Origin of the sequence: Salipiger sp. IMCC34102 (assembly GCF_004145405.1) — a bacterium.
Lineage (GTDB): Bacteria > Pseudomonadota > Alphaproteobacteria > Rhodobacterales > Rhodobacteraceae > Loktanella.
In genome coordinates, this window is sequence record NZ_SELQ01000002.1 from 270,883 (window position 1) to 289,615 (window position 18,733).

An 18,733-nucleotide genomic window follows, 5' to 3' on the forward strand; every position below is an offset into this window, starting at 1 on the left:
GTTTCCTCTCTCGCGGCCTCATGCCGCCTGACGTTTCTGCGCCGAAGCGCCCCAACGGTCCACGAACCGCTCGATTTCTTCTCGCCGCGTCTGCGGCCCCAGCGACACGCGCAGCGCGCAACCCGCGTCCTCGTCCGAGAACCCGAGCGTCTGCAGCACCCGGCTCGCACGGACCTTGCCGCTCGAACAGGCCGATCCCGCGCTGACGGCGAACCCCGCAAGGTCCATCGACATCACCTGGGTTTCGCCCTTCCAGCCGGGGGTCACGAAACAGGCCGTGTTGGGCAGCCGCTCCAGCGAATTCCCTACAAAAATAGTCTGCGAAGAGACCTCTACAATGGCCTTTTCTAGAAAAGTTCTAAGATCCGCAACCCGGTCCCAGAGGCCATCCGCAAGATCGACTTGCGCGGCCTTTGCCGCCGCACCCATGCCCGCAATGGCAATGACGTTCTCGGTGCCGGACCGGCGTCCCATCTCCTGTCCGCCGCCTCGGATCTGGGCCGCGATCTCCGCTCCTTGCGGCACGATCAGCGCGCCCACCCCCTTCGGCCCGCCGAACTTGTGCGCCGAAAGGAACACCATCCCGACGCCGGACCAACCGTAGGAAAACGGCACGCGCCCGAACCCTTGGGTAATGTCGCTGACGGCCAGACCTTCCGGCAGGTGCTGCAGGATCCCGGTCTCCGAGTTGGCGAGCTGCACGCAGGCGCGCGTGGGATCGGGGACCTGGACGCGGCCCCCCTCCACGGTCAGGGTCGCGTCGCACCAGGTGCGCACTGCTTCGTGTTCGATCCCCGCACAAATCAGGCCGCGCCCCGAGAGCGCCAGGGCCGCCGCCTCGGTCGATCCGCTGACGAAGATCACGTCCGCCCCGCCGGCCCCCACTGCCTCGGCGATCTGGCCGCGGGCGCGCTCGACCAGTCCCTTGGCGGCCCGACCTTCGGCGTGCACCGACGAGGGGTTGCCCACGACATCCATCGCCGCGACCATCGCGGCCCGCGCCTCCGCCCGCAAGGGCGTCGTCGCGTTATGATCGAGGTAGCACCGTTCCATCTTCATCTGGCCCATAAACTCCGGGGTCCGGGGCAGCGCCCCGGATGGGCGCAGCCCATTCAATTCTCGTCGACGACTTCGAACAGCGCGGGCACGGCCGGACAGGGTGCCATGCCGTTGCCCACCACGTCCGACAGCCGCGTCTGGTGCAGGAAGACGTAGACATGCGCACTCAAACCTTCCCACAACCGGTTCGTCAGCGATTGCGCCCGGCTGCCGGAGGTGCCGCCGGAGGCGCCCGCGCCCTTGTGCATGGCGCTCACCGTCTCGTCCACGGCGCCGAGGATATCGGCCACGCGGATCTCGGAGGCCGGGCGCGCCAGCCTGTAGCCGCCACCGGGGCCGCGTACCGATTGCACCAGCCCCGCCCGCCGCAGCTTGACGAACAACTGCTCGAGATACGGCAAAGAGATGTCCTGACGCTTGGAGATCTCGCTCAGGCTGATCAGCTTGTCCTCCGGCTGCAGGGCCACGTCCGCCAATGCCACCATCGCGTAGCGGCCCTTCGTGCTCAGTTTCATCGGTTCCCTCCTTGTGGCCCCAACCCCCCGGGGGCCCGCCAGATCCCTGTCCGGCCGTATCGCGTTGACGAAAAGCAGCAAGGCGATTAGGTCACGTCAACCCGTCTTCTGCACCTCGCAAAGACTTAGAAACGTTCTAAAGTGGCCGGCGGTTCTCGTCAACCGGCCCTCAGCTCGGAAGGCCCAGATGCCCGAAGTCATATTTCCCGGTCCCGAAGGTCGCCTCGAAGGCCGTTATCACCCCCAGCGGGACCGCGACGCGCCGATCGCCATCGTGCTGCACCCGCACCCGCAATTCGGGGGCACGATGAACAACAAGGTCGTCTACAACCTGCACTACGCCTTCTACCAGATGGGCTTCACCGTGCTGCGCTTCAACTTCCGCGGCGTGGGCCGCAGCCAAGGGGAATACGACCAGGGCATCGGCGAGCTCTCGGATGCCGCCTCGGCGCTCGATTACCTGCAGTCGATGAACTCCAACGCCAAGCATTGCTGGGTCGCGGGCTTCTCCTTCGGGGCCTGGATCGGGATGCAGCTTCTGATGCGACGGCCCGAGATCACGGGCTTCATCAGCGTGAGCCCGCCCGCCAACATGTACGACTTCAGCTTCCTGGCCCCCTGCCCCTCCTCGGGTCTGGTCATCAACGGCGCCGCCGACCGCGTGGCCCCGCCCGCCGATACCACGAGCCTCGTGAACAAGCTGCACGAGCAAAAGGGCATCACCATCACCCATGAAGAGGTCGAAGGCGCCGGGCATTTCTTCGAGGAACCGCACATGGAGCCGATGATCGGCACCGTGCAGGACTACGTCCGCCGCCGCCTGACCGAAAGCACGCGATGAGCTACGTCGAGGAGGTCGCGAACGAACTCGCCGCCAAGGCGCTCGAGGACGAGGCCCGCACCGGCGACGACAAGATCGTGGCCCGGGTGGGAGAGATCCTCGGCGCCTCCTCGCAGACCCTGCAGGAAAGCTACCTGACCGCCGTGCGGGTACGGCGCGCGGAAGAACGCGCACGAAGCTTGCTTGCGGAGCGCGCGGCGTCACATCAGGGCTGATCCCATACTGCGAAAGCCCATTCCATGACCCAGATCCGGACCTTCGCCACGGCCCGCCCCCTGTGGGCGGCCGTGATCGCGGTGCTTGTCGTGCTGGCCCTGCTGTTTTCTCCGGTGCTCATCTCCGGCCCGACGGACCTGACGCAGGGCACCGGCACGCTCGAAGTGGTGGTGGGGCTTTTCGCGCTCGTCTTTCAAAGCGCGGCGGCGGCGCTGGCGCTGGCCGCGGTCTGGGTGCTTGGCTGGGGCCGCGAGACTACGCTGATCGCCCGCTCCGACCCAGAGGGACTCAAACTCTCCGCCTGGTTCCTGGGGCCGGTCGTGATCTTGTGCCTGGCGTGTGCGGTGCTGGCGCTGCAGGCGCCGCGCTACGACGCGACGGGGGCGCGGCTTGTCATGACGCTGCTCTTCGGCCTCGCCGTCGGTGTGACCGAGGAGGTCCTCTTTCGCGGAGTGCTGATGCACGGGCTGCGCAGCCGGGTCTCGACCGGACGCGCGCTGGTGATCTGTTCGCTGGCCTTTGCCGTCAGTCACTCGGCCAACGGGCTCTGGGGACAGTCCCCCCTGCTGACCGCGCAGCAGATCGGGTTCACCTTCGTCTTCGGCGCCCTTCTGGGCGCCATCGCGCTGCAGACAGCGTCGCTGTGGCCCGCGATCCTGCTGCACGGGCTTTGGGACGTCGCCGTCATCACCCTGCAACTGGTGGAGGATCCCTTCGTCCCCGAACCGGGCTCTGACCCGACCGGTCCCGTGCCCCAGGGCGGCCCCCCGCCCGACGCGACGACCTACGACGCCCCGCCGCTCGAGACCTGGGCCGTGATCGGAACCGCCGGTGTGGCACTGGGGGTCATCGCGGTGGTGGGACTTCTTGCGCTGATCGTCTACCGGCGGTGGCGCCGGCGGATTGCCGCCTCGGCGGTCTGGCGCGCATGACGCGATTGCGCCGATTGCCTCTATACAAGACGGCGGGCGCGGCGTAGGCGGCGCGCACCCGACGACCGAAAGCCGCACCCGATGACCGACATGATCCCGACCCTTGCCCAGGCCCTGGCGACGCAAGGCTACGACAGCCTGACGCCCGTCCAGGAGGCCGTGACCGACCCCGACCTTGCGGGCCGCGACCTGCTGGTGAGCGCGCAGACCGGATCGGGCAAGACCGTGGGCTTCGGCCTTGCCATCGGGCCGACGATCCTGCCAGAGGACGGTCGCTTCGGCCCCGCAGGCCGCCCGCTGGCGCTGATCGTCGCCCCTACGCGCGAGCTTGCGATGCAGGTGAAACGCGAGTTGACCTGGCTCTACGGTCCCGCAGGGGCCACGCTGGCCTCCTGCGTCGGCGGCATGGACGTGCGCGACGAGCGCCGGGCGCTGGACCGGGGCGCGCATATCGTCGTGGCCACCCCGGGCCGCCTGCGCGACCACATCACGCGCGGCAACATCGACCTCTCCGATACGCGCGCCGTGGTGCTGGACGAAGCCGACGAGATGCTGGACCTGGGCTTCAAGGAGGATCTGGAATTCATCCTTGGCGAAGCGCCCGAGACGCGGCGCACGCTCATGTTCTCGGCCACGGTGCCGCCGATGATCGAACGGCTGGCCAAGGACTACCAGACCGACGCCAGGCGCATCGTCACGGCCACCAAGGAAAGCCAGCACGCCGACATCGACTACCGCGCGCTGACCGTGGCCCAGCACGATGCCGACAACGCGATCATCAACCTGCTGCGCTACTACGAGGCGCCCAACGCCATCGTCTTCGCCAACACGCGGGCCATGGTCACCCGCCTGACGACCCGTCTGTCGAACCGTGGCTTCGCCGTCGTGGCGCTGTCCGGTGAGTTGTCCCAGACCGAACGTTCCCACGCGCTGCAGGCGATGCGCGACGGGCGCGCACGGGTCTGCGTGGCGACCGACGTGGCCGCGCGCGGCATCGACTTGCCGAACCTCGAACTGGTGATCCACGCGGAACTGCCGACCAACGCCGAAATCCTGCTTCACCGCTCGGGCCGCACGGGCCGCGCCGGGCGCAAGGGCGTCAGCGCTATGATCGTGCCGCCCAAGATGAACCGCCGCGCGCGCAACCTGCTGACCTGGGGCAAGCTGGACGCGACCTGGGACACGCCGCCCTCCGCCGACGAGATCCTCGCCAAGGACGAAGAGCGCCTGCTCGCCGACGAGATCTGGACGACCGACTTCACCGAAGGCGAAACCGCCTTCGCCGCCCGCCTGCTGGAGCTGCACGCGCCGGAAAAGATCGCCGCCGCCTACCTGCGCCTCTATCAGGGCCGCCAGTCCGCGCCAGAGGATCTGGCCCCCGCGCCCGCCCCCGGCGAAGGCTACAAGGGCGAAAAGCCCCCGCGCGAGCGCAAGGAGACCTTCGGCCCCTCGAAATGGTTCAAGGTCAACGTTGGCCGCGAGCAAAAGGCCGAGGCGCGCTGGCTTCTGCCCATGCTCTGCAAGGCCGGCGACATCACCAAGAAAGAGATCGGCGCGATCCGCATCCAGCCCGAGGAAACTTATGTCGAGATCGCCGAGGCCGCCGTTCCGGGCTTCCTGCGCGCCGTTGGTCCCGAGATGAGCCTCGAGAACCAGGCGAAGCTGGAACAAATCGAAGGCACGCCGCAACTGGGCGGTCGCGGCCCACGCCCGTCGAAGCGCGATTACGACACGCCGCGCGATACGAAACACCGCGCGCCCAAGGGGAACCGCCCCACGCGCGACGACCGCCCGGTGCACGACCGCGAGACCTCCGCCCCTCCGCCGTCCCGGCAGGAAGAGCTTCCACCGGTCGACGCGGCCCCCCGCAAGCCGCGTGCCAAGCCTGCCCCGCGCGACCACGACGGCGCCGTGACCAAGCCCCGGTCGAAGGCGGTCTGGAAGGACAAGGGCGAGGCCAAGTCGCGCCCGGCCAAGGCGCCCTACACGTCCGACGGCCCTCGCGACGACAAACGCGGCAAGGGCAAACCTTCGGGTGGCGACAAACCACGCGGCGGCAAATCCTACGCCCCTGGCGGCAAACCTGCCCGCGACAGCGAAGGGCGGGCGCCCAACAAGGGTGGCAAACCGTTCGGCAAGTCCTCCGGCAAACCCGGTGGACCCGGTGCGAAGCCGACGGCACGGGCCAGCGACACATCGAAGCGTTTCACGCCCCCCGGCGCGAAGCCCGGTGGACCCCGGAAGGGCGGCGGTGCGCCTCCGAAACGGTCGAAAAGCGGAAAATCGTAGCGATTAAGCCGCATTTTGTCGCGGAATAGACCCCCAACGGCCCAATTCCGTCGAAATTCTGGAAAAATTCTGAACTCCCGCCCACCCTGATCGTTGGGGGGCCAATTGCGACATGCACAAGGGACGCCACCATGGCTTCGACTGCGAAAACGACGAACGAAAACACAAAGCCGGCACAGCGTGATGCCGAGCAATCCACGACCCAGCGTCAGCCGATATCGGCCACGGCCCGGTCCGAATCTTACCGCTTCCGGGATTTCGCTAGCATCTGACCTGCCGGGGGATCCGGCGGATCACGAGGCCATCGTCGCCGGACACCGGATCGCTGCTAGACCTTGGCGGCCGGAATCTGCGCAGGCGCGGCCTTTTGGCGGACCCGACCGCGATGCGACGGTCGTCCCGCCGGCGTGCCAGGATCGTTTTGCTCTCCGGCCGGGGCTTGGGTCGATCGTCCGCCCACACCTCTCGCGATAACGGAACCGTTATCAGCTGGCTTGCGTTGACACCGGAACCATACCGGAGGCCCGAAGCCATGAATATACTCAAGCTTGTTCTCGCCGTGATCCTGCCCCCGCTGGGCGTTCTTCTCGAAGAGGGCATCGGCAAGCAGTTCCTGATCAACGTCCTGCTGACCCTGCTGGGCTTCATTCCCGGCCTCGTTCACGCGGTCTGGATCATCGCGCGGTCGCCCTCGACGCAGTCGACGACGCTGTGAGCGATCACGAAGCCCGCCTGCGGCGTCTGGAAAGCCTCGCCGTCAAGATGGACTCGGCGTTCCGTTTGCCCATCGTGAACATGCGGATCGGCTGGGATGCGATCATCGGAATCGTCCCTGGGATAGGCGATGTTTTGACGCTGGTTCCCGCCCTGATGATCCTGGGGGAAGCGAAACGTCTGGGCGCCTCGACAGCGACGATAAGCCGGATGGGGGTCAACACGGCCGTGGACGTCCTGATCGGCGGCATTCCGATCATCGGCGACCTGTTCGACGCCAGGTTCAAGTCCAATCGGCGCAACGTGCAGATCCTGCGCCAGCACCTTTATGAAAAAGGGGCCGTGCTTGATCCGCGCAGCCCCTTGATGGCGATGTGAAGCGGCGGGCCCAACGGCCCGCCTTTTTCGTTCAGCCGACCAGCTCGAGGCCGGAGAAGAAGAACGCGATCTCTTCCTTGGCGGTCTCGGGCGCGTCGGAGCCGTGGACCGAGTTTTCGCCGACCGACTCAGCGAATTCGGCGCGGATCGTGCCGGGGGCTGCGTCTGCCGGGTTCGTCGCGCCCATGACTTCGCGGTTCTTCGCGATGGCGCCTTCACCTTCCAGCACCTGGACGACGACCGGCTCGGAGGCCATGAATTCGGTCAGCTCGCCGAAGAAGGGGCGATCCTTGTGGACCTCGTAGAACTTGCCGGCCTGCGCGGGCGTCAGGTGAATGCGCTTGGAGGCCACGACCCGCAGGCCCGCCTCTTCGAACTTGGCAATGATCTTGCCGGTCAGGTTGCGCTTGGTGGCATCGGGCTTGATGATGGAGAGCGTGCGTTCGACAGCCATTTGGGACCTCGTATCTGGTGGGTTCATGTTTCCCGCGCGCCCTAGCATGCGGGCGTGGCGCTGAAAAGCGCGAACGGTCGGGCTTGGCCGAACGCGAAATTCGGTTAGGCTCACGGGACCGTGATTCCTTTAAGGACAAGCCATGACCGCGATTGTCGATTTTCTGAACACCGTTTTGTGGGGCTACGTCCTCGTCTGGGGCCTGCTGGGCGTCGGCATCTTCTTCACGATCCGCCTGGGCTTTATTCAGATCCGCCACTTCGCAGAGTATTTCCGCGTCATCATCGGCTCGAACAAGACGTCCTCTTCCGGCATTTCGCCGCTGCAGGCGCTGACGATTTCGCTGGCGTCACGCGTGGGCACCGGCAACCTCGCGGGTGTCGCGGTGGCGATCTACCTCGGCGGGCCCGGGGCCATCTTCTGGATGTGGATCGTGGCGCTCGTCGGCATGGCGACGGCCTACGCGGAAAGCACTTTGGCGCAGCTTTACAAGGTGCGCAACGCCAACAGCCAGTATCGCGGCGGACCGGCCTTCTACATGGCCAACGGCGTGGGATCCCGCGCGATGGGCTATGCCTTCTCGATCTGCCTGATCCTGAGCTTCGGGCTGATCTTCTCGGCCGTGCAGGCGAACTCGATCTCGCAATCCATGACGGCGGCCTTCGGAATCCCGGGCATCTGGACCGGTATCGTCATCGCGGCCCTCGCCGGGATCGTGATCTTCGGCGGCATCCGCTCGATCGCGCGCGTGGCCGAAAAGATCGTCCCCGCCATGGCCGGCGTCTATATCCTCGTGGCGCTCTACGTGCTGGTCATCAACATCACCGAGGTGCCGGGGATGCTGGCCACGATCGTGGGCTCCGCCTTCGGGTTCGAGCAGGCGACGGGCGGCGTCACGGGCGGCATCATGGTGGCACTCCTGAACGGCGTGAAGCGCGGCCTCTTCTCCAACGAGGCGGGCATGGGCTCCGCCCCCAACATCGCGGCAACCGCGGTGCCGGACCCGCACCACCCCTCCAGCCAGGGGCTCGTGCAGGGGTTGGGCGTCTTCATCGACACGTTGGTGATCTGCACCGCCACGGCGCTGATGATCCTGCTGTCGGGGGCGGTCGACTATGGCCCCGAGGGGGCACAGGGCATGGTTCTGACCCAGAACGCGCTGTCCGAACATATCGGCGCCGCCGGTCCGATCTTCATCGCCATCGCGATCCTGTTCTTCGCCTTCACCTCGATCATTGGCAACTATTCCTACGCCGAAAGCGCCATGGAATTCCTCGGTCTCGGCACCGCGGGGCCGTTGGCCGTGCTCAAGCTGATCGCGCTTGCCATGGTCATCTGGGGCGCCGTCCAGCCGGTGGCGACGGTGTTCAACTTCGCGGATGCGAGCATGGCGGTCATGGCCACGATCAACCTCGTGGCGATCGTGATCCTTTCGGGCACGGTGAAGCAATTGACCGACGACTACTTCGCGCAGCGCAAGGCGGGGAAGGAGCCGCTCTTCCGGTTCAAGGACCACCCGCGTCTCGACAAGGGTATCGACCCCACGATCTGGAACCGCGATGTCGCGGCGGAGCGCCGCTAATCCGCTTTCCCGGGGCGCGCCTCTCTGCTAGAGGCGCGCCATGCTGAAGATTTCCGACATCACCTATTCCGTCGAAGGCCGCACGCTGCTCGAGCACGCGACCGTCACCATTCCCACCGGCCACAAGGTGGGTCTCGTGGGGCGCAACGGCACCGGCAAGACGACGCTGTTCCGCATCATCCGCGGCGAGATGGTGCTCGACACCGGCACGATCGATATCCCCCGCGGCTGGCGGATCGGTGGCGTCAGCCAGGAAGTGCCCGGCAACGAGGTCAGCCTGATCGACACCGTCCTGCGCGCCGACACCGAACGCGAGGCGCTGCTGGCGGAGGCCGAGACCGCCACCGACCCCACCCGCATTGCCGACATCCAGACGCGGCTTGCCGACATCGACGCCTGGTCGGCCGAGGCGCGCGCCTCGACGATCCTCAAGGGTCTCGGCTTCACCGACGAAGAGCAGCGCATGCCCTGCTCCGCCTTCTCGGGTGGTTGGCGGATGCGGGTGGCGCTGGCCGCCGTCTTGTTCTCAGAACCCGACCTGCTGCTGCTCGACGAGCCGACGAACTACCTCGACCTCGAAGGGGCACTCTGGCTCGAGGCCTATATCGGCAAGTACCCCCACACTGTGCTGATCGTCAGCCACGACCGGGAGCTTCTCAACCGCTCCGTGGGCGGCATCCTGCACCTCGAGAACAAGGGCCTGACCTATTACACCGGCCCCTATGACCAGTTCGCCCGCCAACGCGCCGAGAAGATCGCGCTGCTGACCTCTGCGGCCAAGAAACAGGACGCCAAGCGCGAGCATCTGCAGAAGTTCGTGGATCGCTTCAAGGCCAAGGCCTCCAAGGCGAAACAGGCCCAGTCCCGCGTCAAGGCGCTCGAGAAGATGGAGACGATCCGCGTCCCCGCCGACGCCGCCCGCACGGTCTTCACCTTCCCCGAACCCGAGGAGCTCTCGCCGCCCATCATCGCGACCGAGGGGGCCGCGGTGGGCTACGGCAACCAGATCATCCTGCACGATCTGAACTTGCGCATCGATCAAGACGACCGGATCGCCCTTCTGGGCCGCAACGGCGAAGGCAAGTCGACGCTCTCCAAGATGCTCTCGGACCGGCTGCCCGTCGCCCGCGGCAAGATGGTCACCGCCAACAAGCTGCGCATCGGCTTCTTCGCCCAGCACCAGGTGGACGAATTGCGAGTCGAGGAAACCCCGCTTGAACACCTCCTGCGCGAACGCCCCGAGGAGGGTCAGGCGAAACTGCGCGCCCGGCTCGCAGGCTTCGGACTTGGCGCGGATCAGGCCGAAACCGAAGTGGGCCGCCTCTCGGGCGGTCAAAAGGCGCGCCTCTCGCTGCTGCTGGCCACCCTGCCCGCGCCGCACCTGCTGATCCTCGACGAGCCGACCAACCACCTCGACATCGAAAGCCGCGAGGCGCTGGTCGAGGCGCTGACCGCCTACTCCGGCGCCGTGATCCTCGTCAGCCACGACATGCATCTTTTGTCGATGGTGGCCGACCGGCTCTGGCTGGTGAAGGGCGGACACGTCAAACCCTACGACGATGACCTGCATAGCTACCGCAAGATGCTGCTGACTCCGGACAAGCCCGCGAAGGCGGAAAAGCCCGCACCGCCCAAGGCGAAAAAGCCCAGTCGCGACCAGATCCTCGCCCTGCGCGCCGAGGCCCGCAAGGCAGAGGAGCGCGTCACCAAGATCAACGAGATGCGCGACAAGCTGGCGAAGAAACTGGCCGACCCCGAACTCTACGAGGACAGCCGCATCGGTGAGCTCGCCACCTGGAACAAGAAATACGCCGAGGTGATGGACGGCCTCTCCCGCGCGGAGGCGATGTGGATGGCCGCTCTGGAACAATTGGAAAGGGCCGAAAGCGCCTGATCTTCATCTTGCAAGATAAACTCCCGCCGGAGGCTCCGACAGCGCCGCCAGTCTGACGTCGCCCATTCAAGATCCGATCCTCGCTTTACTTAAAATACTCCCGCCGGAGGCTTCCACGGTTCCCCCATGACCGACATGACGTTCCTGATCACCGCCTTCACCACCCTGTTCGTCGTCATCGACCCCATCGGCATGGCGCCGCTCTTCGTGGCGATGACGCAAGGGATGAACCGACACCAGCGGCGCGCCATCGCGATCCGGGCCTGCGTGGCGGGTGTCGTGATCCTGATGATCTTCGCCTTCGCGGGCGAGGCCCTGCTGGAGTTCATCGGAATTTCCATGCCCGCCTTCCGCATCGCGGGGGGCGTGCTCTTGTTCCTCACGGCGCTCGACATGCTCTTCGAACGGCGCCAGCAGCGGCGCGAGGACAATTCCAGCGATCACGTCGATCCCGAGATGGACCCCTCCATCTTCCCGCTGGCCATTCCGCTGATCGCGGGACCCGGGGCCATCGCCACGATCATCCTGCTCACCGGCCAGGCAGACACGGCGATCGGGATCGGCGCGGTGCTGGGCGTGATGGCCTTCGTGATCGCGATCGTCTTCGCGCTCTTCATGGCAGCGGGTCTGCTGGAGCGCGCCCTGGGCAAGACCGGGATCAACGTCGTCACCCGTCTGCTGGGCATGCTGCTCGCGGCACTGTCGGTGCAGTTCATCCTCGACGGGTTGAAGGGTTTCGGTCTGGCCGGCTGACACCTATATCTGGTCCATGAACACCGATCAGATCATGCAGGTCACCTTCCTCGCCCTCATGGGCGGGGCGATCTTCGTAAGCTACCTCGTCAGCCAGCGCGGCCAGATGGGCCGCGTCGCCCAACAGGCCAGCATCTGGGGGCTGATCTTCGTCGGCGTCATCGCCGCCGTCGGGTTGTGGGGCGACATCAGCCGGGACATCCTCCCACGCCAGTCGGTCACCCAGGGCGGTGACATCGTGTTGCCGCAGCAGGCGGACGGACATTACTACGTGCAACTCGACGTGAACGGCACGCCGATCGATTTCGTCGTGGATACCGGGGCCAGCCAGATGGTGCTGAGCCGCGCGGACGCGCTCCGGGCCGGCCTCGACCCCGAGAGCTTGCGCTACCTGGGTTCCGCCAGCACGGCGAACGGCGTGGTGCGCACCGCCAACGTCCGGCTCGACAGCGTCCGCCTGGGTCCATTGACCGAAACCGACGTCCCCGCCGTCGTCAACGAAGGCGAGATGTTCGGCTCGCTTCTGGGCATGAGCTACCTCAGCCGATTTTCCGCCATCCAGATTCGCGACGGCGAACTGGTCCTCACCCGATAGGAGTGCCCATGCGCCTGACCCTGCTGCTGATCCTGACCCTCGCCGCCTGCAGCCCGCAGCCGCAAATCCCCGAAGGGTTCGACCCGACCTTCGCCTACTAGGCCCGGGCGTCCGACCCGCCGCTTTCGGCTTTATTCGTCCAGCGGCCGTCCTCCTGTGCCCAGTACTGGGCCGCCACCCCCTGCCCGGTCAGCGTCTTCCACTGGGTGCGCGCGGCGGACAGGGCGCTTTCGTCGTGCCCGTCAAAGAGCACGCAAGCGCGCTTCGAGGTGGCGACTTCCGCCGCCGTCAGATCCGCGCCTGCGATGCACATCACGCAGTCGAAGCCCTCCATCCCGACCTGCGTCCCCAGCAGGATCGGCTGATCCGCGTCCGAAGGCCCCCCGGCCATTCCGTGGGCGCGAAAGCTCTCGGGCGGCCCTTGCCATAGCAGCGCGTCGAGCTGCGCCAGCTGGTCGGGATCGGTCCCGCGCACCAGCACCCGCCAGCCCTGCCCGCGCGCCCGGTCCAGCAGGCCGGGCAGGGTCGACTCCAGCGAACTTTCGGTCAGATGATAGAAGTAGACGGCGCCCATCAGCTCTCGAAGCGGTCCGCGATCAACCGGTTGAGGGCCAGCACGCCCCAGCCGGTCGCGCCCTTCGGCGCAAGGTCCGTGGCCGACGACCGGCTGGCGGTGCCCGCGATATCCAGGTGGCACCACGGCACGTCATCCTTCACGAAACGGCCCAGGAATTGCGCTGCCGTGATCGACCCCGCCATGCGCCCTCCGGAGTTCTTCACGTCCGCGATATGGCTGTCGATGATCTTGTCGTAGGCAGACCCCATCGGCATCCGCCAGGCACCTTCGCCTTCCGCCGCGCAGGCGGCCAGGAAATCCTCCGCTAGCGCGTCGGAATTGCCGAAGACCCCCGCGCGCTCGTGGCCCAGGGCCACCAGCATCGCCCCGGTCAGCGTGGCGAGGTCGATGATCCCCGTGGGCTTGAACCGATCCTGCGCGTACCACAGCACGTCCGCGAGAACGAGGCGGCCTTCCGCGTCGGTGTTGATCACCTCGATCGTGTCCCCCTTCATCGAGGTGACCACGTCGCCCGGCTTGTAGGCGCGGCCGTCGGGCATGTTCTCGACCAGTCCGACGAGGCCCACGACATTGGCCTTCGCCTTGCGCAGCGCCAGGGTCCGCATGACGCCCGCGACGGTGCCCGCGCCACCCATGTCCATCGTCATGTCTTCCATGCCCGCGCCCGGCTTGATCGAGATGCCCCCGGTGTCGAAGGTCACCCCCTTGCCGACCAGCGCGAAGGGGGCGGCATCGCCGCCGCCGTTCCACTGCATCACCACCACCTTCGAGGGCGCCTCGGACCCCTGCCCCACGGCCAGCAGCGCGCCCATGCCGAGACGCTTCAGCTCGTCCTCTTCGAGGATCTCGACTTCGAGGCCCAGGTCCTGCATCGCGGCCAGCCGTGCGGCGAAATCATCCGTCGTCAGCACGTTGCCCGGTGCATTGATCAGGTCGCGCGTGAAATAGATGCCTTCGGCCACGGCCATGCCGGTGCGCGCGGCCTTGGCCGCCTCCTCGGGGGTATCGCTGCGCAAGGACACGGGGCCTTGGTCCTTGCCCTTGTCGGTCTTGTGATCGGTAAAGCGGTAGCCCCGCAGCACGAGCCCCAACGCGATGTCGGACAGATCCGCGCGGTCCCCAGCAAGCACCGTCAGCGCGCTGTCCTTCTGCGCCACCGCCAGTTTTCCGCCCAGCTTGCGCGCGGCCGCGGGATCGTCCTGCGGGCCTGCCTTCACGACCAGCACCAGATCCGCCGCAAGGCCCGCGGGAAAGTTCACCGAACGCAAGTCGCCTGCCTTCGCCGAGGCGAACCCTTTGCTGGACACGACGCGGGTGACCGATCCCCCGGCCAGATCGTCGACCGCCTTCGCCCCCGCGCTCAGCGTCCCGTCCTCTTCCACGAAGACCGCGATGGCCCCCGTCACCTCGGCCAGGGTGTCGAGGTCCATCGCATCGAAGCGGATGTCGGTCATGTCGGTCATAGCAGTGCCTTTCCGGGGCAGGGTCGATCGGGTTTCGACCTTGCTAGCGAGACTGCGCCGCTTTGACCAGATTGCAGTTTTCGCGCGACGCCGCCTCGGCTAGGTTGCGCGGACACGACGAAGGCGGGACGCTTGGGACGGATCGACAGATATCTGCTGAGACAGCTCACGCTCGTCTTCAACTTCTTCGGCCTCGTGCTGGTGCTGGTCTACTGGATCAACGCGGCGGTGCGGCTCTTCGACCAACTCATCGCGGACGGGCAATCGGCGACGGCCATCGGCGAATTGCTCATCCTGACCTTGCCGGGCGTCATCCGCATCGTCGTGCCGATCGCGGCTTTCGCGGCCTCGGTCTACGTGACCAACCGGCTAAGCCAGGATTCCGAGCTCGTGGTCGTGCAGGCCACCGGCTTCTCGCCCTGGCGGCTGGCGCGCCCGGCCTTCTATTTCGGCGTGCTGGTCCTTGCCGGCATGTCGGTGCTGGTGCATCTGCTGGTGCCGCTCTCGGCCTCGGCGCTGTCGGACCGCCAGACCGAGCTTGCGCAGAGCATCACCGCGCGGCTGCTGACCGAGGGGCAGTTCATCGAGCCGTCGGACGCGATGACGATCTACATCCGCGAAATCTCTCCCGAGGGGGAGCTGCGCGACGTCTTTCTGTCCGACATGAGCGCCCCCGACACCACCGTGACCTACACGGCGGGCCGCGCCTACCTCGTGCGCAGCGACGACCGGTCGCAACTGGTGATGCTGGACGGGATGGCGCAAAGCTACCGGGTCGAGACCGGGCGGCTCGTGGTGACGACTTTCGACGATTTCTCCTACGACCTGGGCGATCTGATCACGCGCGACCCCGAGGGCCCCCGCAGCCTGCGTCAGGTGCCGACGCACCAGATCCTGGCCAACCGCGCGGCCATCGCGGCGGAAACCGGTGCCACGCCCATGCGCATCGGGCTGGAGCTGCACGAGCGGATCAACCAGTCGCTTCTGGGCCTCGTCGGCGCGCTGCTGGGATTCTCGGCCTTGCTCGCCGGCGGGTTCAGCCGGTTCGGGCTTTGGCCGCGGGTGGTCATGGCAGTGGTGCTGATCGTGATCATCAAATCGCTGGAGACGGTGGGCTTCGATCTGGCGGCACAGGATGCGCGCTATTGGCCGGCCGCCTACCTGTCGATCGCGGCGGGACTGGGGATGGTGGCGGTGCTTTTGTTCATCGCGGCCCGGCCCTACCTCTTGCATCGCAGCCCGCGGGTGGCGGCATGATCCTGGACGCCTATATCGCGCGGCGCTTTGCCCAGACGCTGGTCTATACCTTCGTCGTCTTCGCGTTGCTGATCAGCTTCGTCGCCATCGCCGACACCGCGCGGCGCTTTTCGGGCGATGGTGCGTCGCTCGCGCAGATCGTGCGGCTCGCCCTGCTCAGCGCCCCCGAGAGCCTCTACGAGATCACGCCGCTCATCACGATCATCGCGGTCATCTTCCTTTTTCTCGGCCTCGCGCGGACCTCGGAGCTGGTCGTGGTCCGGGCCGTCGGACGGTCGGGACTGCGCCTTTTGATCGCCCCGGTGATCGTCGCGATGCTGGCGGGCGTCATCGGGGTGAGCGTGCTCAACCCGATCGTCGCCGCGACCGGTCGCCAGTTCGAGGCCGTCGCCGCCACCTTCGACGGGCCCGGATCGGTGCTGAGCCTCGGCACCTCGGGCCTGTGGCTGCGGCAAGGCGGGGTGGACGGACAGACCGTGATCCGGGCCGAGCGCGCCAACCTGTCTGGCACGCAGCTCATGGGGGCCTCCTTCCTGACCTTCAGCCCCGAAGGCCCCCCCAGCCGCCGGATCGAGGCTGCGTCCGCCCGGCTCGATCCCGGCCAATGGGTTCTGACCGATGCCAAGATCTGGCCCCTGCAAGGCGCCCAGAACCCCGAGGCGCAGGCCGAGACGGCGGCAAGCATGACGATTCCCTCGACACTGACGCCGGACCAGATCCGCAACAGTTTCGGCACGCCCTCGGAAGTGGCGATCTGGGATTTGCCGCAATTCATCGAGCGGCTGCAACAGGCGGGGTTCTCGGCGCAGCGCCACCGGGTCTGGCTGCAGATGGAACTGTCGTCACCGGCCTTTCTCGCTGCGATGGTCCTGATCGGCGCCGCTTTCACCATGCGCCCCCAGCGGGCGGGGCGCGTGGGCCTGAACGTCCTGCTGGCCATCATCGTGGCCTTCGCCATTTACTTCATCCGCAACTTTGCCCAGATCCTGGGCGAGAACGGCGACATTCCCGTGGTGCTGGCAGCCTGGGTCCCGCCGATCGCCGCCGTGGGCCTTGCCATGGGCCTGCTGCTGCAACGGGAGGACGGTTGATGCGTGGCCTTGCCCTATGGCTGATCCTGACGGTGCTGCCGCTCGCCGCCACGGCGCAGATGGCCGCGACCCTCGTGGCCGACCGGGTGGACGTCACCGCCGACAGTCGTCTCATCGCCACCGGCGGGGTCGAGGCGCTTTACCAGGGCACCCGCCTGCGGGCCGAACGCATCACCTACGACCGCACCACGGACAAGCTCACCATCGAGGGGCCGATCCTGATCACCGATCCCGACGGCCAGATCCTGACCGCCGAGTCGGCGCGCCTCGACCCGCAGTTCGAAACCGGTCTCCTGCTCGGCGCGCGGCTGGTGCTGGACCAGCAGCTGCAACTGGCCGCCAACCGCATCGACCGCGTCGACGGGCGTTTCTCGCAGCTGTCGCAGACGGCCGTCACCTCCTGTGCTGTCTGCGGCGGGCGGGCGCCGCTCTGGTCGATCCGGGCCGACCGGGTGCTGCTCGATGACGCCGAGGAGATGCTCTACCTCGAACGGGTGCGCTTCCGCGTGAAAGACGTGCCGATCGCCTACCTGCCGTCCCTGCGCCTGCCGACCCCGTCGAACGGGCGGGCCACGGGCCTTCTGACGCCGCGGTTCACGACGAGCGATCTGCTGGGTCCTGGCCTGCGCCTGCCCTATTTCATCACCATCGGTCCCAGCCGCGATTTGACCCTGACACCCTTCATCTCGCGCGAGACCCGCACGCTCGAGGCCCGTTACCGTCAGGCCTTCGGGCGTGGCGGTATCGACATCCAGACCGCCGTGACCCAAGACGACCTGAGGGGCGGCCCGGACCTGCGCGGCTTTACCACGGCCACGGGCACGTTCCGCGTGGCCGAGGATTACGACCTTTCCTTCGACCTGCAATACGCCTCAGACGACGCCTACCTGTCGGATTACAACATCTCGGACACCGACCGGCTGGCCAGCGTGATCGCCCTGACCCGGGTGGACGAGGACAGCGTCTTCTCGATCTCGGGCAGCAATTACAGTTCCTTGCGGGAAAACGAAGTGACCTCCAGCCTGCCGCCGGTGGTCCTGACAGGCGGTGTCCTGCGCCAGTTCGAACGGCTGGGCGGGACGCTGACCCTGGCTGCGAGTGGCGATACCCTGCTGCGCTACGCGGACGACCGCGACGATTTCGAACGCGACCAGGGCCGGCTGGGGGCCTCCGCCTATTACAGCACCCGGCGCGTGACCGATGCGGGCCTGTCGGCGTCGATGACCGTGGGGGTGCGCGCCGACGCATTTCGGATCGAGAACGAGATGGGCGGCCCCGACACGTCGCTCGGACGGATAGCCCCGTCGGCCCGGGCGGTGCTGCGTTATCCCCTGGCGCGGATCTCCTCCGGCAGTCGCAACCTGATCGAACCGGTGCTCGCCATCAGCTATTCCGAGGCTTTCGGCGAGACCCCGCCGAACGAGGACAGCCTTCGCCAGGAGTTCGACGAAGGCAACCTGACGACGCTGACGCAACTGCCCGGCGAGGATGCGGTCCAGACCGGAGGACGCGCGGCGCTGGGCATCACCTGGACGCGCACGGGCGGCGAAGGCGTCACCTCGGCGCTGACCTTCGGCCGCGTCTTCCAGCAGGAGGTGCAGCAAGACTTCACGCGATCCTCCGGCCTCGATCACGCGCGGTCGGACTGGCTCGTGGCGGCACAGCTCGAATTGCCGCGCGGGCTGACCTTCGACGGACGCGCACTGATCGACGACGAGGGAGAGACATCCTTGTCGACCGCCCGTGTCTACTGGGACCGCCCCGAGGTGCAGCTTGCCGCGGCCTATATCTTTCAGCGAGCCGATCCACGCATCGACCGGCCGGAGGATATCTCGGAATACAGTTTCGACGGTGCGGTGCGTGTCAGCCCGGCCTGGGACGTCAGCTTCGACGCGCGCTACGATCTGGGACAGGATGCCGCCGTCGAGGCGGGCCTCGGCGTCGGCTGGACGAACGAATGTGTCAACCTCGCGCTTTCGGTCTCGCGCCGCTTTGCGAGTTCCACTACGCTGCAGCCATCGACGGATTACGGCCTGTCGGTCGAACTGCTGGGCTTTTCCGCCCGGTCGGACGGCGTTCGGTCGCAGGCCCGTTGCGACAGCTGAAGACCAAGGGATCCTCTT

Annotated in this window: 19 protein-coding genes; 14 read left to right on the forward strand and 5 right to left on the reverse strand. The window is 66.9% G+C overall.

All coding sequences use genetic code 11. The features are described 5' to 3' along the window. Positions 1-18: 18 nt before the first annotated feature. Both EU805_RS05590 and EU805_RS05595 read right to left on the reverse strand, forming a co-directional pair. Positions 19-1,053, reverse strand: a complete 1,035-nt coding sequence (locus tag EU805_RS05590) for a cysteine desulfurase family protein (RefSeq protein WP_129763376.1) — start codon at positions 1,051-1,053, stop codon at positions 19-21. A 59-nt stretch (positions 1,054-1,112) separates the two neighbouring features. Then, a complete protein-coding gene (locus tag EU805_RS05595) occupies positions 1,113-1,574 on the reverse strand; it encodes an Rrf2 family transcriptional regulator (RefSeq protein ID WP_129762968.1) in 462 nt (153 codons plus the stop codon). 187 nt (positions 1,575-1,761) lie between these two features. Here EU805_RS05595 and EU805_RS05600 point away from each other — a divergent pair, with 187 nt between their 5' ends. The 6 genes from EU805_RS05600 (at position 1,762) to EU805_RS05625 (ending at position 6,944) form a co-directional block, all read left to right on the forward strand. Continuing rightward, positions 1,762-2,415: an alpha/beta hydrolase gene (locus EU805_RS05600; RefSeq protein WP_129762969.1), complete on the forward strand. Its 654-nt coding sequence runs from the start codon at positions 1,762-1,764 to the stop codon at positions 2,413-2,415. Then, on the forward strand, positions 2,412-2,630 hold the full coding sequence (locus tag EU805_RS05605) for a hypothetical protein (protein WP_129762970.1): 219 nt from the start codon (positions 2,412-2,414) through the stop codon (positions 2,628-2,630). The genes EU805_RS05600 and EU805_RS05605 overlap by 4 nt, the downstream gene beginning before the upstream one ends. Before the next feature lie 24 nt (positions 2,631-2,654). After that, positions 2,655-3,563, forward strand: a complete 909-nt coding sequence (locus tag EU805_RS05610) for a CPBP family intramembrane glutamic endopeptidase (RefSeq protein ID WP_129762971.1) — start codon at positions 2,655-2,657, stop codon at positions 3,561-3,563. Between the two features lie 81 nt (positions 3,564-3,644). Further along, positions 3,645-5,852, forward strand: a complete 2,208-nt coding sequence (locus tag EU805_RS05615; protein ID WP_242494067.1) for a DEAD/DEAH box helicase — start codon at positions 3,645-3,647, stop codon at positions 5,850-5,852. Between the two features lie 532 nt (positions 5,853-6,384). Continuing rightward, complete coding sequence (locus tag EU805_RS05620) at positions 6,385-6,567, forward strand: YqaE/Pmp3 family membrane protein (RefSeq protein ID WP_129762972.1); 183 nt, start codon at positions 6,385-6,387, stop codon at positions 6,565-6,567. After that, positions 6,564-6,944 carry a DUF4112 domain-containing protein gene (locus EU805_RS05625; protein ID WP_207208080.1) on the forward strand — a complete coding sequence of 127 codons (381 nt, stop codon included), beginning with the start codon at positions 6,564-6,566 and terminating at the stop codon, positions 6,942-6,944. Before EU805_RS05620 ends, EU805_RS05625 begins: the two co-directional genes overlap by 4 nt. A gap of 31 nt (positions 6,945-6,975) precedes the next feature. Here EU805_RS05625 and ndk read toward each other — a convergent pair whose 3' ends face one another. Next, positions 6,976-7,398: a nucleoside-diphosphate kinase gene (gene ndk / locus EU805_RS05630; protein WP_129762973.1), complete on the reverse strand. Its 423-nt coding sequence runs from the start codon at positions 7,396-7,398 to the stop codon at positions 6,976-6,978. Positions 7,399-7,540: 142 nt separating this feature from the next. Here ndk and EU805_RS05635 point away from each other — a divergent pair, with 142 nt between their 5' ends. The 5 genes from EU805_RS05635 to EU805_RS05655 all read left to right on the forward strand — a co-directional run bounded on the left by EU805_RS05635 (position 7,541) and on the right by EU805_RS05655 (position 12,323). Continuing rightward, positions 7,541-8,980 carry a sodium:alanine symporter family protein gene (locus EU805_RS05635; protein WP_129762974.1) on the forward strand — a complete coding sequence of 480 codons (1,440 nt, stop codon included), beginning with the start codon at positions 7,541-7,543 and terminating at the stop codon, positions 8,978-8,980. Between the two features lie 40 nt (positions 8,981-9,020). Next, positions 9,021-10,874, forward strand: coding sequence for an ABC-F family ATP-binding cassette domain-containing protein (locus EU805_RS05640; protein WP_129762975.1), 1,854 nt, complete (start codon positions 9,021-9,023; stop codon positions 10,872-10,874). Positions 10,875-11,000: 126 nt separating this feature from the next. After that, a complete protein-coding gene (locus EU805_RS05645; protein ID WP_129762976.1) occupies positions 11,001-11,627 on the forward strand; it encodes a MarC family protein in 627 nt (208 codons plus the stop codon). 16 nt (positions 11,628-11,643) lie between these two features. After that, the gene (locus EU805_RS05650) at positions 11,644-12,222 is read left to right on the forward strand and encodes a TIGR02281 family clan AA aspartic protease (protein WP_129762977.1); all 579 of its coding nucleotides are present in this window, start codon (positions 11,644-11,646) and stop codon (positions 12,220-12,222) included. Positions 12,223-12,230: 8 nt separating this feature from the next. Next, a complete protein-coding gene (locus EU805_RS05655; RefSeq protein ID WP_129762978.1) occupies positions 12,231-12,323 on the forward strand; it encodes a DNA polymerase III subunit chi in 93 nt (30 codons plus the stop codon). Here the strand turns inward: EU805_RS05655 and EU805_RS05660 are convergent. Both EU805_RS05660 and EU805_RS05665 read right to left on the reverse strand, forming a co-directional pair. Beyond that, complete coding sequence (locus EU805_RS05660) at positions 12,320-12,796, reverse strand: DNA polymerase III subunit chi (protein WP_129762979.1); 477 nt, start codon at positions 12,794-12,796, stop codon at positions 12,320-12,322. The two genes, EU805_RS05655 and EU805_RS05660, sit on opposite strands and share 4 nt — an antisense overlap. Next, the gene (locus EU805_RS05665; protein WP_129762980.1) at positions 12,796-14,262 is read right to left on the reverse strand and encodes a leucyl aminopeptidase; all 1,467 of its coding nucleotides are present in this window, start codon (positions 14,260-14,262) and stop codon (positions 12,796-12,798) included. Before EU805_RS05665 ends, EU805_RS05660 begins: the two co-directional genes overlap by 1 nt. A gap of 132 nt (positions 14,263-14,394) precedes the next feature. On the opposite strand from EU805_RS05665, the gene lptF reads away from it, so the two are divergent. From lptF to EU805_RS05680, 3 genes are read left to right on the forward strand one after another with little or no spacing between them, the layout of a single operon-like run. Then, entirely contained in the window at positions 14,395-15,519 is a 1,125-nt protein-coding gene (lptF, locus tag EU805_RS05670; RefSeq protein ID WP_129762981.1) for an LPS export ABC transporter permease LptF, read from the forward strand. Continuing rightward, entirely contained in the window at positions 15,516-16,610 is a 1,095-nt protein-coding gene (lptG, locus tag EU805_RS05675) for an LPS export ABC transporter permease LptG (protein ID WP_129762982.1), read from the forward strand. The genes lptF and lptG overlap by 4 nt, the downstream gene beginning before the upstream one ends. Continuing rightward, positions 16,610-18,715 (forward strand): LPS-assembly protein LptD, encoded by a 2,106-nt coding sequence (locus EU805_RS05680; RefSeq protein ID WP_129762983.1) that lies wholly within the window; start codon positions 16,610-16,612, stop codon positions 18,713-18,715. The genes lptG and EU805_RS05680 overlap by 1 nt, the downstream gene beginning before the upstream one ends. The last annotated feature ends 18 nt before the right edge of the window (positions 18,716-18,733 follow it).

Bases quoted from the DNA above. Each gene is read 5' to 3' on its own strand.
- EU805_RS05590 (WP_129763376.1), bottom strand. From the start codon at position 1,053: ATGGAACGGTGCTACCTCGATCATAACGCGACGACGCCCTTGCGGGCG.
- EU805_RS05595 (WP_129762968.1), bottom strand. From the start codon at position 1,574: ATGAAACTGAGCACGAAGGGCCGCTACGCGATGGTGGCATTGGCGGAC.
- EU805_RS05600 (WP_129762969.1), top strand. From the start codon at position 1,762: ATGCCCGAAGTCATATTTCCCGGTCCCGAAGGTCGCCTCGAAGGCCGT.
- EU805_RS05605 (WP_129762970.1), top strand. From the start codon at position 2,412: ATGAGCTACGTCGAGGAGGTCGCGAACGAACTCGCCGCCAAGGCGCTC.
- EU805_RS05610 (WP_129762971.1), top strand. From the start codon at position 2,655: ATGACCCAGATCCGGACCTTCGCCACGGCCCGCCCCCTGTGGGCGGCC.
- EU805_RS05615 (WP_242494067.1), top strand. From the start codon at position 3,645: ATGACCGACATGATCCCGACCCTTGCCCAGGCCCTGGCGACGCAAGGC.
- EU805_RS05620 (WP_129762972.1), top strand. From the start codon at position 6,385: ATGAATATACTCAAGCTTGTTCTCGCCGTGATCCTGCCCCCGCTGGGC.
- ndk (WP_129762973.1), bottom strand. From the start codon at position 7,398: ATGGCTGTCGAACGCACGCTCTCCATCATCAAGCCCGATGCCACCAAG.
- EU805_RS05635 (WP_129762974.1), top strand. From the start codon at position 7,541: ATGACCGCGATTGTCGATTTTCTGAACACCGTTTTGTGGGGCTACGTC.
- EU805_RS05640 (WP_129762975.1), top strand. From the start codon at position 9,021: ATGCTGAAGATTTCCGACATCACCTATTCCGTCGAAGGCCGCACGCTG.
- EU805_RS05645 (WP_129762976.1), top strand. From the start codon at position 11,001: ATGACCGACATGACGTTCCTGATCACCGCCTTCACCACCCTGTTCGTC.
- EU805_RS05650 (WP_129762977.1), top strand. From the start codon at position 11,644: ATGAACACCGATCAGATCATGCAGGTCACCTTCCTCGCCCTCATGGGC.
- EU805_RS05655 (WP_129762978.1), top strand. From the start codon at position 12,231: ATGCGCCTGACCCTGCTGCTGATCCTGACCCTCGCCGCCTGCAGCCCG.
- EU805_RS05660 (WP_129762979.1), bottom strand. From the start codon at position 12,796: ATGGGCGCCGTCTACTTCTATCATCTGACCGAAAGTTCGCTGGAGTCG.
- EU805_RS05665 (WP_129762980.1), bottom strand. From the start codon at position 14,262: ATGACCGACATGACCGACATCCGCTTCGATGCGATGGACCTCGACACC.
- lptG (WP_129762982.1), top strand. From the start codon at position 15,516: ATGATCCTGGACGCCTATATCGCGCGGCGCTTTGCCCAGACGCTGGTC.
- EU805_RS05680 (WP_129762983.1), top strand. From the start codon at position 16,610: ATGCGTGGCCTTGCCCTATGGCTGATCCTGACGGTGCTGCCGCTCGCC.